This window comes from Silanimonas sp. (assembly GCF_027531545.1).
GTDB lineage: Bacteria > Pseudomonadota > Gammaproteobacteria > Xanthomonadales > Xanthomonadaceae > Silanimonas.
Genome location: NZ_JAPZSC010000049.1, coordinates 1 through 16,892, shown reverse-complemented (window position 1 = coordinate 16,892; position 16,892 = coordinate 1). Strand labels below are relative to the sequence as shown.

Here is a 16,892-nt window from a genome sequence, read left to right as displayed (position 1 = left end):
GTCGATCTGGTCGTAGGCCTTCGCCTCGCCACCGAACTTGCTGGCCAGCACCGTCGTGATCGCCGCCGTCAGCGTCGTCTTGCCGTGGTCCACGTGACCGATCGTGCCCACGTTCACGTGGGGCTTGGTGCGCTCGAACTTGCCCTTTGCCATTGCTGTATTCCTTGCTGAAAGAACGGTGCCAGTGGGTGGGTTTTAGGTTTCCACCGAGGCTGGGTTCCGTCGGCCACTGGCAGCCGGCGGGAGCCCCGGTGAAGACCGGTTGAAGTCGGCGCCGCTCAGCTCTTGCCGCGCGCCGTGACGATGGCGTCGGCGACGTTCTTCGGCGCCTCGGCGTAGTGCTTGAACTCCATCGTGTAGGTGGCGCGGCCCTGGCTCATCGAGCGCAGCGTGGTGCTGTAGCCGAACATCTCCGACAGCGGCACCTCGGCCTTGATGACTTTGCCGCCGCCGGGCATGTCGTCCATGCCCTGCACCATGCCGCGGCGGGACGACAGGTCGCCCATCACCGAGCCGGCGTAGTCCTCGGGAGTCTCGACCTCGACGGCCATCATCGGCTCGAGGATCACCGGGCTGGCGCGGCGGCAGGCTTCCTTGAAGCCCATCGAGGCAGCCATCTTGAAGGCGTTCTCCGAAGAGTCGACCTCGTGGTAGGAGCCGAAGGTCAGCGTGACCTTGACGTCCACCACCGGGTAGCCGGCGAGCACGCCGTTGGGCAGCGTGTCTTCGACGCCCTTGTTCACCGCCGGGATGTACTCGCGCGGCACAACGCCGCCCTTGATGGCGTCGACGAACTCGAAGCCCTTGCCCGGCTCCTGCGGCTCGACCGTGAAGACGACGTGGCCGTACTGGCCCTTGCCGCCGGACTGGCGCACGAACTTGCCCTCGACGTCGGTGACCTTCTTGCGGATGGTCTCGCGGTAGGCCACCTGCGGCTTGCCGACGTTGGCCTCGACGCCGAACTCGCGCTTCATGCGGTCGACGATGATCTCCAGGTGCAGCTCGCCCATGCCGGAGATGATGGTCTGGCCGCTCTCCTCGTCGGTGCGCAGGCGGAACGACGGGTCTTCCTGGGCCAGGCGGCCCAGGGCGATGCCCATCTTCTCCTGGTCGGCCTTGGTCTTGGGCTCGACGGCCTGGCTGATGACGGGCTCGGGGAAGATCATCTTCTCCAGCGTGATCACGCTGTCGGGATCGCAGAGCGTCTCGCCGGTGGTCACGTCCTTCAGGCCCACGCAGGCGGCGATGTCGCCGGCCAGGATCTCCTTGATCTCCTCGCGCTGGTTGGCGTGCATCTGCAGGATCCGGCCGATGCGCTCCTTCTTGCCGCGGATGGGGTTGAAGACGGAGTCGCCGCTCTTGAGCACGCCCGAGTACACGCGGACGAAGGTCAGCTGGCCGACGTACGGGTCGGTCATCAGCTTGAACGCCAGCGCAGCGAACTTTTCGCCGTCGTCGGCCTTGCGGCTGGCGGGCTTCTCGTCCTCGTCGGTGCCGTTCACGGGCGGGATGTCCACCGGCGAGGGCAGGAACTCGATGACGGCGTCGAGCATGCGCTGCACGCCCTTGTTCTTGAAGGCCGTGCCGCACAGCATGGGCTGGATCTCGGTGGCGATGGTGCGCGTGCGCAGGCCGGCCTTGATCTCCTCCTCGGACAGCTCACCGGTCTCGAGGTACTTGTTCATCAGCTCTTCGCTGGCCTCGGCGGCGGCCTCGATCATCTGCTCGCGCCACTTCTGCGCGTCGGCCTCGAGCTCCGCCGGGATCGGGTGGTACTCGAACTTCATGCCCTGCGAAGCCTCGTCCCAGATGATGGCCTTCATCTTGAACAGGTCGACCACGCCCTTGAAGTTCTCTTCCGAGCCGATGGGGATGACCACGGGCACCGGGTTGGCCTTCAGACGCGACTTCATCTGGTCGTAGACCTTGAAGAAATTGGCGCCGGTACGGTCCATCTTGTTGACGAAGGCCAGTCGCGGCACCTTGTACTTGTTGGCCTGGCGCCAGACGGTCTCGGACTGCGGCTGCACGCCGCCCACGGCGCAGTACACCATGCAGGCGCCGTCGAGCACGCGCATCGAACGCTCCACCTCGATGGTGAAGTCGACGTGGCCCGGGGTGTCGATGATGTTGAAGCGGTGTTCGGGGAAGGACAGGTCCATGCCCTTCCAGAAGCAGGTGGTGGCGGCCGAGGTGATGGTGATGCCGCGCTCCTGCTCCTGCTCCATCCAGTCCATGGTGGCCGCGCCGTCATGCACCTCACCGATCTTGTGGTTCACGCCCGTGTAGTACAGGATGCGCTCGGTGGTGGTGGTCTTGCCGGCGTCGATGTGGGCGCTGATGCCGATGTTGCGGTAGCGCTCGATGGGGGTCTTGCGGGCCATGAACTTTCTCCAAATGCAGGGGCCGCCGACGGGCTAGTACTAACCCGATGGGCGGCCGGGACGCAGGATGCGGGCGGTTTAGAAGCGGAAGTGCGAGAAGGCCTTGTTGGCCTCGGCCATGCGGTGCACTTCGTCGCGCTTCTTGCACGCGCCGCCACGGCCTTCGCTGGCCTCGAGCAGCTCGTTGGCCAGGCGCGCGGCCATGGACTTCTCGCCACGCTTGCGGGCGCTTTCCTTCAGCCAGCGCATCGCCAGGGCCTGGCGGCGAACGGGGCGCACTTCCACGGGCACCTGGTAGTTCGCGCCACCGACGCGGCGGCTCTTGACCTCGACCATCGGCTTGATGTTGTTCAGCGCGACCATGAAGACCTCGAGCGGGTCCTTGCCGGCCTTCTGCTCGACCTGGTCGAGGGCGCCGTAGATGATGCGCTCGGCGACGGCCTTCTTGCCCGACTCCATGATGACGTTCATGAACTTGGAGAGGTCGACGGAACCGAACTTCGGGTCGGGGAGGATCTCGCGCTTGGGTACTTCGCGACGACGTGGCATGGGACGCTTCCTTTTCGGGGGTTCAGTCGGCCGCCACGGGGTGGCGGCCACGGAACGGCATCAGGCCGCTCCACTTACTCGGCAGGCTCGGCGCCTGCCGCAGGGTCGAAGGCCGACGGGGCCTTTGCAGGTAACGAGGGCCGTCAGGCCTTCTTCGGGCGCTTGGCGCCGTACTTCGAGCGCGCCTGCTTCCGATCCTTGACGCCTTGCAGGTCGAGCGAGCCGCGCACGATGTGGTAGCGCACGCCGGGGAGGTCCTTCACGCGGCCGCCGCGAACGAGGACCACGCTGTGCTCCTGCAGGTTGTGGCCTTCGCCGCCGATGTACGAGATGACCTCGAACCCGTTGGTCAGGCGCACCTTGGCCACCTTGCGCAGTGCCGAGTTCGGCTTCTTGGGGGTGGTGGTGTACACACGGGTGCAGACGCCGCGCCGCTGTGGGCTGTTCTGCATGGCCGGCGACTTGGACTTCGTGGTCTCGGCCTGGCGACCGTGGCGCACGAGCTGGTTGATGGTCGGCATGAACGCTCTTTCTCTTTTCGAGACAGGTACTCGGTGGAAGTCGCCGGCTCTTCGATTGGAGTGGCGAACGAGGATGCGCCCAGGCCTCGGCCAAAGCGCGAAAAGCCGGCGAGTATAGTGCCCCCGCTCATGTCCGACAAGCCGCTGGCCGTCATCGACACCCAGGTGCTGCTGGACTGGCTGGTGTTCGCCGACGCCCGCGTGGCGCACTGGGTCGCCGCCGTCGAGCAGGGCGAGCTGACCTGGATCGCCTGCCCGGCGATTCGCCGCGAGTTCGAGCACATGGTGGGGCATCCCCGCTTCGCACACTGGCAGCCGCGACGTGAGCATGCACTTTCGTTTTTCGACCGGTTCGCGCGTATGCAGGCCGATCCCGTGGCCGGCGAACCGCGGCTGCGCTGCCGCGACGCCGACGACCAGGTGTTCATCGACCTCGCGCTCGTCCACCGCGCCCGCTGGCTGCTGACGCGCGACAAGGCCCTGCTCGCGCTGGCCCGCCGCGCCCGGCCGCTGGGCACCGAGATCCTTCAGCCGTGGCGCTGAACCAGCGGCAGGCCGTGCGGCCGCGGCCGAAGGCGGAAACGAAAAAAGGGCGGCCGAAGCCGCCCTGGGTTGCAGCCGGCGCGCAGCCGTGCCCGGTCACTCGGCCGCGTTCTGGCCCGCGGCGGCGGCGGTGGCCGCATCCACGCCCGCCAGCTGCACGGCGGCCAGTTCCTCGGCCTCCTGCATGGCGATGGCGCGGCGCTCCGACTCGTCCATCTCCTCCTTGACCTTGCGCGCCTGGTGGAAGGCCATGCCGGTGCCCGCGGGGATCAGGCGGCCGACGATGACGTTCTCCTTCAGGCCGCGCAGCTCGTCGCGCTTGCCCATGATGGCCGCCTCGGTGAGGACGCGGGTGGTCTCCTGGAAGGAGGCCGCCGAGATGAAGCTGTCCGTCGACAGCGACGCCTTGGTGATGCCCAGCAGCACGTCGGCATGCGTCGCGGGCAGCTTGCCCTCGGCGCGCATGCGGTCGTTGGTGTCCAGCAGCTCCGAGCGCTCCACCTGCTCGCCGGCGATGTAGCCGGTGTCGCCGGGGTTGACGATCTGCACGCGGCGCAGCATCTGGCGGACGATCACCTCGATGTGCTTGTCGTTGATCTTCACGCCCTGCAGCCGGTAGACGTCCTGCACCTCGTCGACGATGTAGCGCGCCAGCTCCTCGATGCCCAGCAGGCGCAGGATGTCCTGCGGGTCGGCCGCGCCATCGACGATGAGCTCGCCGCGGTTCACCACCTGGCCCTCGTGCACCAGGATGTTCTTCTCCTTGGGCACCAGCACCTCGTGGACGCGGCCTTCGGGGTCGGTGATCTGCAGGCGGTTCTTGCCCTTGGTCTCCTTGCCGAAGCTCACCGTGCCGGTGATCTCGGCCAGGATGCCCACGTCCTTGGGCGAACGGGCCTCGAACAGCTCGGCCACCCGCGGCAGGCCGCCGGTGATGTCGCGCGTCTTCTGGCCTTCCATCGGGATGCGGGCCAGCACCTCGCCGGGGGTCAGGTCCTGCCCGTCGCGCACCTGGATCAGCGCGCCCACCGGGAAGCCGATGGTCACCGAGTGGTCGGTGCCCGGGATCTTGACCTCGTTGCCGGCGGCGTCGAGCAGCTTGACCTGCGGGCGCACGACCTTGGCCGCGCCGCGGCGCTTGGGGTCGATGACCACCAGCGTCGACAGGCCCGTGACCTCGTCGACCTGCTTGGCGACCGTGACGCCCTCCTCCACGTTCTCGAACTTCGCCCGGCCGGCGAACTCGGTGATGATGGGTCGGGTCAGGGGGTCCCAGTTGGCCAGCACGGTGCCGGCCTTGACGTGCTGGTCGGCCTTCACCGTCAGCGTCGCGCCGTAGGGCAGCTTGTGGCGCTCGCGCTCGCGGTGGTGGTTGTCGAAGATGACGACCTCGCCCGAGCGGCTGATGACGACCAGCTCGCCGCGGCCGTTGGTCACGTAGCGCATGGTGGCGTTGAAGCCGACGACGCCCTCGCTCTTGGCCTCCACCGCGTTGGCCACCGACGCGCGCTGCGCGGCACCGCCGATGTGGAAGGTGCGCATCGTCAGCTGCGTGCCCGGCTCGCCGATGGACTGCGCGGCGATCACGCCGATGGCCTCGCCGGTGTTCACCAGGCCGCCGCGGCCGAGGTCGCGGCCGTAGCACTTGGCGCAGATGCCGAAGCGCGTGTCGCAGGTCAGCGCCGTGCGCACCTTGACCTCGTCGACGCCGGCGGCCTCGAGCAGGTCGATGGTGTCCTCGTCCAGCATCTCGCCGGCCTTGACCATGACCTCCTGCGTCTCGGGGTGCAGCACCTCGGTGGCGGTGACGCGGCCCAGGATGCGGTCGCGCAGGCTCTCGATGACCTCGCCGCCCTCGACCAGCGCGCGGCGGTTCATGCCGTTGTGCGTGCCGCAGTCGTCCTCGGTCACGACCAGGTCCTGCGTCACGTCGACGAGTCGGCGCGTCAGGTAGCCGGAGTTGGCCGTCTTCAGCGCCGTGTCGGCCAGGCCCTTGCGGGCGCCGTGCGTGGAGTTGAAGTACTGCAGCACGTTCAGGCCTTCACGGAAGTTCGCCGTGATGGGCGTCTCGATGATCGAGCCGTCGGGCTTGGCCATCAGGCCGCGCATGCCGGCCAGCTGCCGGATCTGCGCCGCCGAGCCGCGCGCGCCGGAGTCGGCCATCATGTAGATGGAGTTGAACGACTCCTGGTCGACCTCGCGGCCGTTGCGGTCGGTGACCTTCTGCTTGGACAGCTGGGCCATCATGACCTTGCCGACCTCGTCGCCGGTCTTGCCCCAGATGTCGACCACCTTGTTGTAGCGCTCGCCGGCGGTGACCAGGCCCGAGACGTACTGCTGCTCGATCTCCTTCACTTCCTTCTCGGCGCGCTCGATCAGGCCGGGCTTCTCCTTCGGCACCAGCATGTCGTCGATGGCGATCGAGATGCCGGCGCGCGTGGCCAGGCGGAAGCCGTTCTGCAGCAGCTTGTCGGCGAAGACCACCGTCTCCTTCAGGCCGCACTTGCGGAAGCTGACGTTGATCAGCTTGCTGATCTCCTTCTTCTTCAGCGCTTTGTTGATGTTGGCGAACGGCAGGCCCTTGGGCAGGATCTCGCTCAGCAGCGCGCGGCCGACGGTGGTGTCGACGAGCTTGGTCTCGGGTGCGAACTCGCCCGAGGCCTTGTCCTTGACCCACTCGGTCATGCGCACGCTGATCTTGGCCGTGATCTCGACCACGCCGTTGTCGAGCGCCCGCTGCAGCTCCTGCAGGTCGGCGAAGACCATGCCCTCGCCGCGTCCGTTGATGCGCTCGCGCGTGGCGTAGTACAGGCCCAGCACGACGTCCTGGCTCGGCACGATGGACGGCTCGCCCGAGGCCGGGAACAGCACGTTGTTGGAGGCCAGCATCAGCGTGCGGGCTTCCATCTGCGCCTCGATGGACAGCGGCACGTGCACGGCCATCTGGTCACCGTCGAAGTCGGCGTTGAAGGCCGAGCACACCAGCGGGTGCAGCTGGATGGCCTTGCCTTCGATCAGCACCGGCTCGAAGGCCTGGATGCCCAGGCGGTGCAGCGTGGGCGCGCGGTTGAGCAGGATCGGGTGCTCCTTGATCACCTCTTCGAGGATGTCCCACACCACGGGCGTGCCGCTCTCGACTTCCTTCTTGGCGGCCTTGATGGTGGTGGCGATGCCCATCGCCTCCAGGCGGCTGAAGATGAAGGGCTTGAACAGCTCGATGGCCATCAGCTTGGGCAGGCCGCACTGGTGCAGCTTCAGCGTCGGGCCGACCACGATGACCGAACGGCCCGAGTAGTCGACGCGCTTGCCCAGCAGGTTCTGGCGGAAGCGGCCGCTCTTGCCCTTGATCATGTCGGCCAGCGACTTCAGCGCGCGCTTGTTCGCGCCCGTCATCGCCTTGCCGCGGCGGCCGTTGTCGAGCAGGCTGTCGACGGCCTCCTGCAGCATGCGCTTCTCGTTGCGCACGATGATCTCGGGCGCCTTCAGCTCCAGCAGCCGCGCCAGGCGGTTGTTGCGGTTGATGACGCGGCGGTACAGGTCGTTGAGGTCGCTGGTGGCGAAGCGGCCACCGTCCAGGGGCACGAGCGGGCGCAGGTCTGGCGGCAGCACCGGCAGCACGTCCATCACCATCCAGCTGGGCTTGATGCCGCTCTTCTTGAAGGCCTCGAGCACCTTCAGGCGCTTGGAGTTCTTCTTGATCTTCAGCTCGGAGCCGGTCATGTCGTTGCGGATCTTGTCGATCTCCGCATCGATGTCCATCTCCTCGAGCAGCTTCTTGATGCCCTCGGCGCCCATCAACGCCACGAACTCGTCGCCGTACTCGGTGCGCTTGGCCTCGAAGTCGTCCTCGGTCATGATGCTGAACTTCTTCAGCGGCGTCATGCCGGGGTCGACGACGACGTAGGCCTCGAAGTACAGCACGCGCTCGATGTCGCGCAGCGTCATGTCGAGCACCAGGCCCAGGCGGCTGGGCAGGCTCTTCAGGAACCAGATGTGCGCGCAGGGTGCGGCCAGGTCGATGTGGCCCATGCGCTCGCGGCGCACCTTGGTCTGCGTGACCTCGACGCCGCACTTCTCGCAGATCACGCCGCGGTGCTTCAGGCGCTTGTACTTGCCGCACAGGCACTCGTAGTCCTTGATCGGACCGAAGATCTTGGCGCAGAACAGGCCGTCCCGCTCCGGCTTGAAGGTGCGGTAGTTGATGGTCTCTGGCTTCTTCACCTCGCCGAACGACCAGCTGCGGATCTTCTCCGGAGACGCCAGGCCGATCTTGATGGCATCGAAATGCTCATCCGGGGTGAACTGCTTGAAAAGGTCGAGTAGTCCCTTCATGGCTTTCTCTGTCCTTCCTGATTAGTTGCGCTCGAGTTCAATGTCGATGCCAAGGGAGCGGATCTCCTTGACCAGGACGTTGAACGACTCCGGCATGCCGGCTTCGATGGCGTGCTCGCCCTTGACGATGTTCTCGTACACCTTGGTGCGGCCGTTCACGTCGTCGGACTTCACGGTCAGCATCTCCTGCAGGATGTAGCTGGCGCCGTAGGCCTCCAGCGCCCAGACCTCCATTTCGCCGAAGCGCTGGCCGCCGAACTGCGCCTTGCCGCCCAGCGGCTGCTGCGTGACGAGCGAGTACGGGCCGGTCGAGCGCGCGTGCATCTTGTCGTCGACCAGGTGGTGCAGCTTCAGCACGTGCATGTAGCCCACGGTGACCGGGCGCTCGAAGGCGTCGCCGGTGCGGCCGTCGTGCAGGGTGGCCTGTGTGCGGCTTTCGGTGAGGCCCTTGCGCACGCGCAGATCGTCCGGGTAGGCGAGCTTGAGCATGGCGCGGATCTCCTGCTCGGCCGCGCCGTCGAACACCGGCGTCGCGAAGGGCACGCCGTGCTGCAGGTTGTGCGCCATCTCGAGCACCTGCTCGTCGGTCAGCGACTCCAGCTGTTCGCCCTTGCCGCCGCTCTTGTTGTAGAGCTCGTCGAAGAACTTGCGCAGCTCGGCCACGCGGGCCTGGCCCTGCAGCATGTCGCCGATGCGCTGGCCGATGCCCTTGCCGGCCCAGCCCAGGTGCACCTCGAGCACCTGGCCCACGTTCATGCGCGAAGGCACGCCCAGCGGGTTGAGCACGATGTCGCAGGGCGTGCCGTCGGCCATGTAGGGCATGTCCTCGACGGCGACGATCTTCGACACCACGCCCTTGTTGCCGTGGCGACCGGCCATCTTGTCGCCGGGTTGCAGGCGGCGCTTGACGGCCAGGTAGACCTTCACCATCTTCAGCACGCCGGCGGGCAGCTCGTCGCCCTGCGTGAGCTTCTTGCGCTTCTCCTCGAAGGCGAGGTCGAAGCTGTGGCGCGTCTGCTCGTTGGCGTTCTTGATGCTCTCGAGCTGGTTGGCCACCTCGTCGTCGGCCGGGCGGATGTCGAACCAGTGGTACTTGTCGATGCCGGCGAGGTACTCGCGCGTGATCGTCGTGCCCTTGGCGATCTTGTTCGGGCCGCCGTTGGCCGCCTTGCCCACCAGCAGCTTCTCGATCCGGTCGAAGGCGTCGGCCTCGACGATGCGCAGCTGGTCATTCAGGTCGAGCCGGAAGCGCTTGAGCTCGTCGTCGATGATCTGCTGCGCGCGCTTGTCGCGCTGGATGCCCTCGCGGGTGTAGACCTGCACGTCGATGACGGTGCCGCTGGTGCCCTGGTCGACGCGCAGGCTGGTGTCCTTCACGTCGGAGGCCTTCTCGCCGAAGATGGCGCGCAGCAGCTTCTCCTCGGGGGTCAGCGTGGTCTCGCCCTTGGGCGTGACCTTGCCCACCAGCACGTCGCCGGGGTTGACCTCGGCGCCGATGTAGACGATGCCCGACTCGTCCAGGCGGGCCAGTTGCTGCTCGCTGAGGTTCGGGATGTCGCGCGTGATCTCCTCGCTGCCCAGCTTGGTGTCGCGGGCCATCACCACCAGCTCCTCGATGTGGATGCTGGTGTAGCGGTCGTCGGCCACCACGCGCTCGGAGATGAGGATGGAGTCCTCGAAGTTGTAGCCGTTCCAGGGCATGAAGGCCACCAGCATGTTCTGGCCGAGCGCGAGCTCGCCCAGGTCGGTGCTGGCACCGTCGGCGACGACGTCGCCCTTGGCCAGCGCGTCGCCACGCTTGACGATGGGCCGCTGGTGGATGTTGGTGTCCTGGTTCGAGCGCTGGTACTTGATCAGGTTGTAGATGTCGACGCCGACCTCGCCAGCCACCGTCTCGGCGTCGTTGACGCGGATCACGATGCGGTTGGTGTCGACGTAGTCCACCACGCCGCCGCGGCGGGCCGTGACCACGGTGCCGGAGTCGACCGCGGCCACGCGCTCCACGCCCGTGCCCACCAGGGCCTTCTCGGGCCGCAGCGTCGGCACGGCCTGGCGCTGCATGTTGGCGCCCATCAGCGCGCGGTTGGCGTCGTCGTGCTCCAGGAAGGGCACGAGCGAGGCGGCCACCGACACGATCTGCGCCGGCGCCACGTCCATGTACTGCACGCGCTCGGGGCTGAGCAGCACCGACTCACCCTTCTCGCGGGCGCTCACCAGCTCGTCGATCAGCCGGCCGTCCTTGTCCAGGCCGGCGTTGGCCTGGGCGATGACGTACTTGCCTTCCTCGATGGCCGAGAGGTAGTCGATCTGGTTCGTGACCTTGCCGTCCACGACGCGCCGGTAGGGCGTCTCGAGGAAGCCGTACTCGTTGAGCTGCGCGAAGAGGGCTAACGAGTTGATCAGGCCGATGTTCGGGCCTTCCGGCGTCTCGATCGGGCAGACGCGGCCGTAGTGCGTGGGGTGCACGTCGCGCACCTCGAAGCCGGCGCGCTCGCGCGTCAGGCCGCCCGGGCCCAGGGCCGAGACGCGCCGCTTGTGCGTGATCTCGGAGAGCGGGTTGGTCTGGTCCATGAACTGCGACAGCTGGCTCGCCCCGAAGAACTCCTTCAGCGCCGCGCTGATGGGCTTGGAGTTGATCAGGTCGTGCGGCATCAGGGCCTCGGTCTCGGCCTGGCCCAGGCGCTCCTTGACGGCCTTCTCGATGCGCGCCAGGCCCGAGCGGTACTGGTTTTCGGCCAGCTCGCCCACGCAGCGCACGCGACGGTTTCCGAGGTGGTCGATGTCGTCGACGTCGCCGTTGCCGTTGCGCAGGTCGACCAGGATCTTCACGACGTCGAGGATGTCGTCGTTGGACAGCGTCATCGCGCCCTCGGGCGTGTCGCGGCCGACGCGGGCGTTGAACTTCATGCGGCCCACGCGCGACAGGTCATAGGTGTCGGCGCTGTAGAAGAGGCGGTGGAACAGGGCCTCCACGGCGTCCTCGGTGGGCGGTTCGCCGGGGCGCATCATGCGGTAGATGGCCACGCGGGCGGCGAGCTGGTCGGCCGTCTCGTCCGAGGCCAGCGTCTGGCTGATGTAGCCGCCCTGGTTGAGCTCGTTCACGTAGATGCAGGGGATCTCCTTGATCCCGGCCGCGCGCAGCTTCTTCAGCAGGCCGTCGGTGAGCTCGTCATTGGCCTTGGCGACGATCTCGCCGGTGTCGGCGTCGACCACGTTCTTGGCCAGCACGCGGCCAACCAGGAAGTCTTCCGGCACGCTCAGCCACTGGGTGCCGGCCTGCTCCAGCGTGCGCACGTGGCGCGCGGTGATGCGCTTGTCCTTCTCGACGATGACATTGCCGTTCTTGTCCGTCAGGTCGAAGCGCGCGACCTCGCCCTTCAGGCGCTCGGGCACGAACTCCATCTGCGCGCCCGTGTCCATCAGGCGGAAGTTGTCGTTGACGAAGAAGTGCGCCAGGATCGACTCGGGGTTCAGGCCGATCGCCTTCAGCAGGATCGTCACCGGCATCTTGCGGCGGCGGTCGACGCGGAAGAAGAGGATGTCCTTGGGGTCGAACTCGAAGTCCAGCCACGAGCCGCGGTAGGGGATGATGCGGGCGCTGAACAGGAGCTTGCCCGAGCTGTGCGTCTTGCCCTTGTCGTGCTCGAAGAACACGCCGGGGCTGCGGTGCAACTGGCTGACGATGACGCGCTCGGTGCCGTTGACGATGAACGAGCCGTAGTCCGTCATGAGCGGCACTTCGCCCATGTAGACCTCCTGCTCCTTGATCTCCTTGACGACCTTCTGAGGATGGCTCTCGCGGTCGTAGATGATCATCTGCAGCCGGGCGCGCACGGCGGCGGCGTAGGTCAGGCCGCGCTGCTGGCACTCGCGCACGTCGAAGGCCGGGCGCGCGATGTTGTATTCGATGAACTTCATCTCCACGAAGCCGTTGTGGCTCGTGATCGGGAACGCGGAGAGGAAGGCAGCCTGCAGGCCCTCGGGCTTGCGCTTGGCCGGGGGCACGTCCTTCTGCAGGAACGCGACATAGCTGTCGCTCTGCATCGTCAGGAGGTACGGCACCTTGAGCACGCTCGCGCGCTTGCCGAAGCTCTTGCGGATGCGCTTGCGCTCGGTGTAGGTATAGGGGGTTGCTTGCGCCATTGAACTCTCCGTGTCGAGAGCACCCACCGGGCCAGGGCGGGCGCTCGTCGGCGACTGGCGACTCGGACCTTGCGTCCGAGGCTTGGTGGCAGGCCACTACCTGCCGCTGGCGGACAACCCCGGCGTTGCACCGGAGCCCGACCAAACCCGTTCCCTGCAGTCGATTCAGAGAACACTGTGCAACCCGGCGCAGCCGGGTTGCACGCTGCTCTCGGAAGGCCTGGGCCGCATCAAGCGGCCGCCGCGGATCCGGCTTCGCCGGGCCACTGGCGGCGCTCCCTTGAGGGGGAGCGCCGCAGGCGCTTCGAGGGTGTTACTTGATCTCCGCCTTGGCGCCGGCTTCCACCAGCTTCTTGAGGGCGGCTTCGGCGTCGGCCTTGGCGATGCCTTCCTTCACGGCCTTGGGCGCGCCGTCGACCAGGTCCTTGGCTTCCTTCAGGCCCAGGCCGGTGAGTTCGCGCACCGCCTTGATGACGCCGACCTTGTTGGCGCCGGCCTCGAGCAGCATCACGTTGAACTCGGTCTTCTCCTCGACCGGGGCGGCCGCGGCGGCACCGACACCGGCGGCCGGGGCGGCCATCGCGGCGGCGGACACGCCGAACTTCTCTTCGATGGCCTTGACCAGGTCATTGAGTTCCATGACGGTCATGCTGTCCATCGCGGCCAGGAAAGCGTCTTTGTCGAATGCCATTTTGTGTACCTGTGAAACGTTGATTGGTTGAACGGTTGGGCGCGGGCCGCGTCAGGCCGCGGGCGCCTCGGCAGGGGCTTCAGCGCCGCCGCCCTTCTTCTCGGCCACGGCCGCCAGGACGCCCGCCATGCGCTGGATGGGCGACTTCAGCAGGCCGGCCACCTGGGCGATCAGCACCTCGCGGCTCGGGATGGATGCCAGGGCCTTCACCCCGTCGGCATTCAGCACCTTGCCGGCGTACGCGCCGCCCTTGATGACCAGCTTGTCGTTGGTCTTGGCGAAGTCGGCGATGACTTTCGCCGCCGCCACGGCGTCCTCGGAAAAGCCGTAGATCAGCGGGCCGACCATGGCACCCTGGGCCACCTCGAACGGCGTGCCGGCGACGGCGCGGCGGGCCAGGGTGTTCTTCAGCACGTGAAGGTACACACCCTTGGACCGCGCATCGACGCGCAGCTTGTTCAGGTTTTCCACGGTGAGGCCACGGTACTCGGCCAGCGCCAGGGTCTGCGCACGTGCGGCTTGGCGCCCCACGTCCGTGATCACGGCCGCCTTCTCGTTGCGATTGAGACTCAAGGTCTGCTCCTCACACAAAACGTGCAGCGCGGGTGTCGCCACCCCTGCCGCACACCGGTTTCAGCAGCCATCCGTTCACAGGATCTCGAAACACGTCTCGACAACCTCTTCACGGCGGGACCGCCATCTGCGCTGGACATTAAGGCTGGCCCCTTGCGGAGCCCGCCACCAGCGGTCTCGGATGACCCGCAGCCCCTTGCGGCGCTGCGGCCCACCACTCGTTGCCGGCCACCGCGCCCCGCGAGGGACACGCCGGCCGGATCGTTCTCGTCAGGCCTGGGCGGCGATGGTCTGGGTGTCCACGCGGACCCCCACGCCCATCGTCGACGACACGGCCACCTTGCGCAGGTAGATGCCCTTGCTGCTGGCCGGCTTGGCCTTGTTCAGCGCGTCGATCAGGGCGCGCAGGTTGGACGTCAGCTTGTCGGCGTCGAAGCTGCGGCGGCCGATGGTGCCGTGCACGATGCCGGCCTTGTCGACGCGGAACTGCACCTGGCCGGCCTTGGCGTTCTTCACCGCGGTGGCCACGTCGGGCGTCACGGTGCCGACCTTCGGGTTCGGCATCAGGCCGCGCGGGCCCAGGATTTGGCCCAACGTGCCGACCACGCGCATGGTGTCCGGGCTGGCGATCACGACGTCGAAGTTCATGTTGCCGGCCTTGATCTCGGCGGCGAGGTCGTCCATGCCGACGATGTCGGCGCCGGCGGCCTTGGCTTCCTCGGCCTTCGCTCCTTGAGCGAACACGGCCACGCGCTTGGTCTTGCCGGTGCCGGCGGGCATGACGACGGCGCCGCGGACGACCTGGTCGGACTTCTTGGCGTCGATGCCGAGCTGCACGGCGACGTCGATGGACTCATCGAACTTGGCCGTGGCGTGCTCCTTGACGAGCGCCAGCGCGGCGTCCAGCGGATACAGCTTGGTGCTGTCGACCTTGCCCTGCTGGGCCTTGGCCTTCTTGGTGAGCTTGGTCATGGCGTCAGACTCCTTCGACGACGATGCCGATGGAACGGGCCGAGCCCGCGATGATCTTCACGGCGCCTTCGAGGTTGGCGGCGTTCAGGTCCTTCATCTTGATCTTGGCGATCTCTTCGAGCTGCTCGCGCGTGACCTTGCCGACCTTGTCGAGGTGCGCCTTGCCGGAGCCCTTATCGATCTTGGCGGCCTTCTTCAGCAGCGCGGTCGCGGGCGGCGACTTGATGATGAAGGTGAAGCTCTTGTCGGCGAAGGCGGTGATGACCACCGGCAGCTTCATGCCGATCTCGTAGCCTTGCTGGGTCTGGGCGTTGAACGCCTTGCAGAACTCCATGATGTTCAGGCCGCGCTGGCCGAGCGCGGGGCCGATCGGGGGCGAGGGGTTCGCCTTGCCCGCCGGGACTTGCAGCTTGATGAAGCCGACGATCTTCTTTGCCATGACTGGCTCCTCGAGTTCAAGCGACCGCTCGCGCGGTCTCCTCGTCTACCGACCCAACGAAACACGCGGCGCGCCGGGGTCGCGGCGGCGCGCCGTGGAACACATCAGACCTTGCCTGCGGCCCTGCGGGCCTTGGGCGAAGCGTGAAGAAACATCTTGATCACACTTTCTCGACCTGCGCGAAATCGAGCTCGACGCCGGTGGCGCGGCCGAAGATCGTGACGCTGACCTTGACCTTGCTCTTCTCGTAGTTGACTTCCTCGACGGCGCCGTTGAAGTCGGTGAAGGGGCCTTCCTTGACGCGCACCAGCTCGCCCACGGTCCACTCGACCTTGGGCTTGGGCTTGTCCACGCCTTCCTGCATCTGGTTGACGATCTTGGCCACCTCGGCGTCGGAGATCGGCGCCGGGCGGTTCTTCGCGCCGCCGATGAAGCCCGTGACCTTGTTCGTGTGCTTCACGAGGTGCCAGGTGTCGTCGGCCATCTCCATCTCGACGAGCACGTAGCCCGGGTAGATGCGGCGCTCGGTGACCGTCTTCTTGCCGTTCTTCAGCTCCACCACCTCTTCGGTGGGCACGAGGATGCGGCCGAACTTGTCCTGCACGCCGGCGCGGTCGATGCGCTCGCGCAGGTTGCGCTCGACGGCCTTCTCCATGCCGGAGTAGGCGTGCACGATGTACCAGCGCTTGGTGCTCGCGGGGGCCGGCGGCGCGGCGGCGGGGGCTTCCTGGGAGTCGGTCATGTCGTCTCTTCTCGTTGCACCGGGCTCAGCTGCGCCAGCGGAGGATCAGGTCGTAGAGCACCCACTCCAGGGTCTTGTCGGTGAGCCACAGGAACAGGGCCATCACGAACACGAACGCGAACACGTAGCCCGTCATCTGCATGGCCTCCTTGCGGGTGGGCCAGACGACTTTCTTGGTCTCGCGCACGGAGTCGCGGCCGAAGGCGGCCAGCTGCTTGCCGTTCTCGGACACGAAGAACAGGGCCACGGCGGCCGCCAGCAGCAGCAGCAGCACCGCCACGCGCATCCACAGGCTCTGGCCGGACAGCGCATAGAACGCGCCGATCGAGCCGACCAGCAGCACAGCGGCTCCCGCGAGCTTGGCCTTGTCGGCGCCCGTGGAGACGGTTTCGACTTCGGGTTGGGTGGACATGGAAACTTCTCTTCAGCGCCCGCGACCGGTGCCTTGCATCAGGCGCAAAACCCGCAAGGCGCGGGCCTTGCGGGTTGGCGGGGCCGGAACGGGTTCCGGTGGCCCTGGTTCAGGTGGCAGGGGCGGAGGGAATCGAACCCCCGACCTTCGGTTTTGGAAACCGGCGCTCTACCAATTGAGCTACACCCCTGCGGAGACACTCACTCGATGATCTTGGCCACGACGCCCGAGCCGACGGTGCGGCCGCCCTCGCGGATCGCGAAGCGCAGCCCCTCTTCCATGGCGATCGGTGCGATCAGCTTGACCGTGATTGCCACGTTGTCGCCCGGCATCACCATCTCCTTGTCCTTCGGCAGCTCCACCGCGCCCGTCACGTCCGTCGTGCGGAAGTAAAACTGCGGCCGGTAGTTGTTGAAGAACGGCGTGTGACGGCCGCCCTCTTCCTTGGACAGCACGTAGATCTCCGCCGTGAAGTGCGTGTGCGGCTTGATGCTGCCCGGCTTGCACAGCACCTGCCCGCGCTCCACTTCCTCGCGCTTGGTGCCCCGCAGCAGGATGCCCACGTTGTCGCCCGCCTGCCCTTGGTCCAGC

Annotated in this window: 13 protein-coding genes, 1 tRNA gene and 1 pseudogene; 1 reads left to right on the top strand and 14 read right to left on the bottom strand. The window is 66.9% G+C overall.

Annotated elements, in window-relative coordinates; translation table 11 throughout:
* The 4 genes from O9280_RS15605 to rpsL form a co-directional block, all read right to left on the bottom strand.
* Positions 1–153, bottom strand: a 153-nt coding sequence (locus tag O9280_RS15605; RefSeq protein WP_298344830.1) for a GTP-binding protein, incomplete at its 3' end; no start/stop codon positions are given.
* A 125-nt stretch (positions 154–278) separates the two neighbouring features.
* Positions 279–2,384, bottom strand: coding sequence for an elongation factor G (gene fusA, locus O9280_RS15600; protein WP_298344828.1), 2,106 nt, complete (start codon positions 2,382–2,384; stop codon positions 279–281).
* Between the two features lie 78 nt (positions 2,385–2,462).
* A complete protein-coding gene (gene rpsG / locus O9280_RS15595) occupies positions 2,463–2,933 on the bottom strand; it encodes a 30S ribosomal protein S7 (protein WP_298344826.1) in 471 nt (156 codons plus the stop codon).
* A 143-nt stretch (positions 2,934–3,076) separates the two neighbouring features.
* Positions 3,077–3,454 carry a 30S ribosomal protein S12 gene (gene rpsL / locus O9280_RS15590; RefSeq protein ID WP_298344823.1) on the bottom strand — a complete coding sequence of 126 codons (378 nt, stop codon included), beginning with the start codon at positions 3,452–3,454 and terminating at the stop codon, positions 3,077–3,079.
* Positions 3,455–3,583: 129 nt separating this feature from the next.
* Here rpsL and O9280_RS15585 point away from each other — a divergent pair, with 129 nt between their 5' ends.
* Positions 3,584–3,997 carry a PIN domain-containing protein gene (locus O9280_RS15585; protein WP_298344820.1) on the top strand — a complete coding sequence of 138 codons (414 nt, stop codon included), beginning with the start codon at positions 3,584–3,586 and terminating at the stop codon, positions 3,995–3,997.
* A gap of 96 nt (positions 3,998–4,093) precedes the next feature.
* Here O9280_RS15585 and rpoC read toward each other — a convergent pair whose 3' ends face one another.
* The 10 genes and pseudogenes from rpoC to tuf form a co-directional block, all read right to left on the bottom strand.
* On the bottom strand, positions 4,094–8,329 hold the full coding sequence (gene rpoC, locus O9280_RS15580; protein WP_298344816.1) for a DNA-directed RNA polymerase subunit beta': 4,236 nt from the start codon (positions 8,327–8,329) through the stop codon (positions 4,094–4,096).
* A gap of 21 nt (positions 8,330–8,350) precedes the next feature.
* Positions 8,351–12,472, bottom strand: coding sequence for a DNA-directed RNA polymerase subunit beta (gene rpoB / locus O9280_RS15575; protein WP_298344813.1), 4,122 nt, complete (start codon positions 12,470–12,472; stop codon positions 8,351–8,353).
* Between the two features lie 313 nt (positions 12,473–12,785).
* A complete protein-coding gene (gene rplL, locus O9280_RS15570; protein ID WP_298344809.1) occupies positions 12,786–13,163 on the bottom strand; it encodes a 50S ribosomal protein L7/L12 in 378 nt (125 codons plus the stop codon).
* A gap of 51 nt (positions 13,164–13,214) precedes the next feature.
* Positions 13,215–13,736: a 50S ribosomal protein L10 gene (rplJ, locus tag O9280_RS15565; RefSeq protein WP_298344806.1), complete on the bottom strand. Its 522-nt coding sequence runs from the start codon at positions 13,734–13,736 to the stop codon at positions 13,215–13,217.
* A 270-nt stretch (positions 13,737–14,006) separates the two neighbouring features.
* On the bottom strand, positions 14,007–14,708 hold the full coding sequence (rplA, locus tag O9280_RS15560; protein WP_298344803.1) for a 50S ribosomal protein L1: 702 nt from the start codon (positions 14,706–14,708) through the stop codon (positions 14,007–14,009).
* A 4-nt stretch (positions 14,709–14,712) separates the two neighbouring features.
* Positions 14,713–15,147 carry a 50S ribosomal protein L11 gene (gene rplK, locus O9280_RS15555; RefSeq protein ID WP_298344800.1) on the bottom strand — a complete coding sequence of 145 codons (435 nt, stop codon included), beginning with the start codon at positions 15,145–15,147 and terminating at the stop codon, positions 14,713–14,715.
* A 160-nt stretch (positions 15,148–15,307) separates the two neighbouring features.
* On the bottom strand, positions 15,308–15,889 hold the full coding sequence (nusG, locus tag O9280_RS15550) for a transcription termination/antitermination protein NusG (protein WP_298344797.1): 582 nt from the start codon (positions 15,887–15,889) through the stop codon (positions 15,308–15,310).
* A 25-nt stretch (positions 15,890–15,914) separates the two neighbouring features.
* Positions 15,915–16,301 carry a preprotein translocase subunit SecE gene (gene secE / locus O9280_RS15545; protein ID WP_298344794.1) on the bottom strand — a complete coding sequence of 129 codons (387 nt, stop codon included), beginning with the start codon at positions 16,299–16,301 and terminating at the stop codon, positions 15,915–15,917.
* Between the two features lie 114 nt (positions 16,302–16,415).
* Positions 16,416–16,491 (bottom strand) — tRNA-Trp (locus O9280_RS15540).
* Between the two features lie 10 nt (positions 16,492–16,501).
* Positions 16,502–16,892 (bottom strand): annotated as a pseudogene (gene tuf, locus O9280_RS15535) (elongation factor Tu); the annotation flags it as partial.

Excerpts from the sequence above, each read along its gene's own strand:
- fusA (WP_298344828.1), bottom strand. The coding sequence starts at position 2,384 with ATGGCCCGCAAGACCCCCATCGAGCGCTACCGCAACATCGGCATCAGC.
- rpsG (WP_298344826.1), bottom strand. The coding sequence starts at position 2,933 with ATGCCACGTCGTCGCGAAGTACCCAAGCGCGAGATCCTCCCCGACCCG.
- rpsL (WP_298344823.1), bottom strand. The coding sequence starts at position 3,454 with ATGCCGACCATCAACCAGCTCGTGCGCCACGGTCGCCAGGCCGAGACC.
- O9280_RS15585 (WP_298344820.1), top strand. The coding sequence starts at position 3,584 with ATGTCCGACAAGCCGCTGGCCGTCATCGACACCCAGGTGCTGCTGGAC.
- rpoC (WP_298344816.1), bottom strand. The coding sequence starts at position 8,329 with ATGAAGGGACTACTCGACCTTTTCAAGCAGTTCACCCCGGATGAGCAT.
- rpoB (WP_298344813.1), bottom strand. The coding sequence starts at position 12,472 with ATGGCGCAAGCAACCCCCTATACCTACACCGAGCGCAAGCGCATCCGC.
- rplL (WP_298344809.1), bottom strand. The coding sequence starts at position 13,163 with ATGGCATTCGACAAAGACGCTTTCCTGGCCGCGATGGACAGCATGACC.
- rplA (WP_298344803.1), bottom strand. The coding sequence starts at position 14,708 with ATGACCAAGCTCACCAAGAAGGCCAAGGCCCAGCAGGGCAAGGTCGAC.
- rplK (WP_298344800.1), bottom strand. The coding sequence starts at position 15,147 with ATGGCAAAGAAGATCGTCGGCTTCATCAAGCTGCAAGTCCCGGCGGGC.
- nusG (WP_298344797.1), bottom strand. The coding sequence starts at position 15,889 with ATGACCGACTCCCAGGAAGCCCCCGCCGCCGCGCCGCCGGCCCCCGCG.
- secE (WP_298344794.1), bottom strand. The coding sequence starts at position 16,301 with ATGTCCACCCAACCCGAAGTCGAAACCGTCTCCACGGGCGCCGACAAG.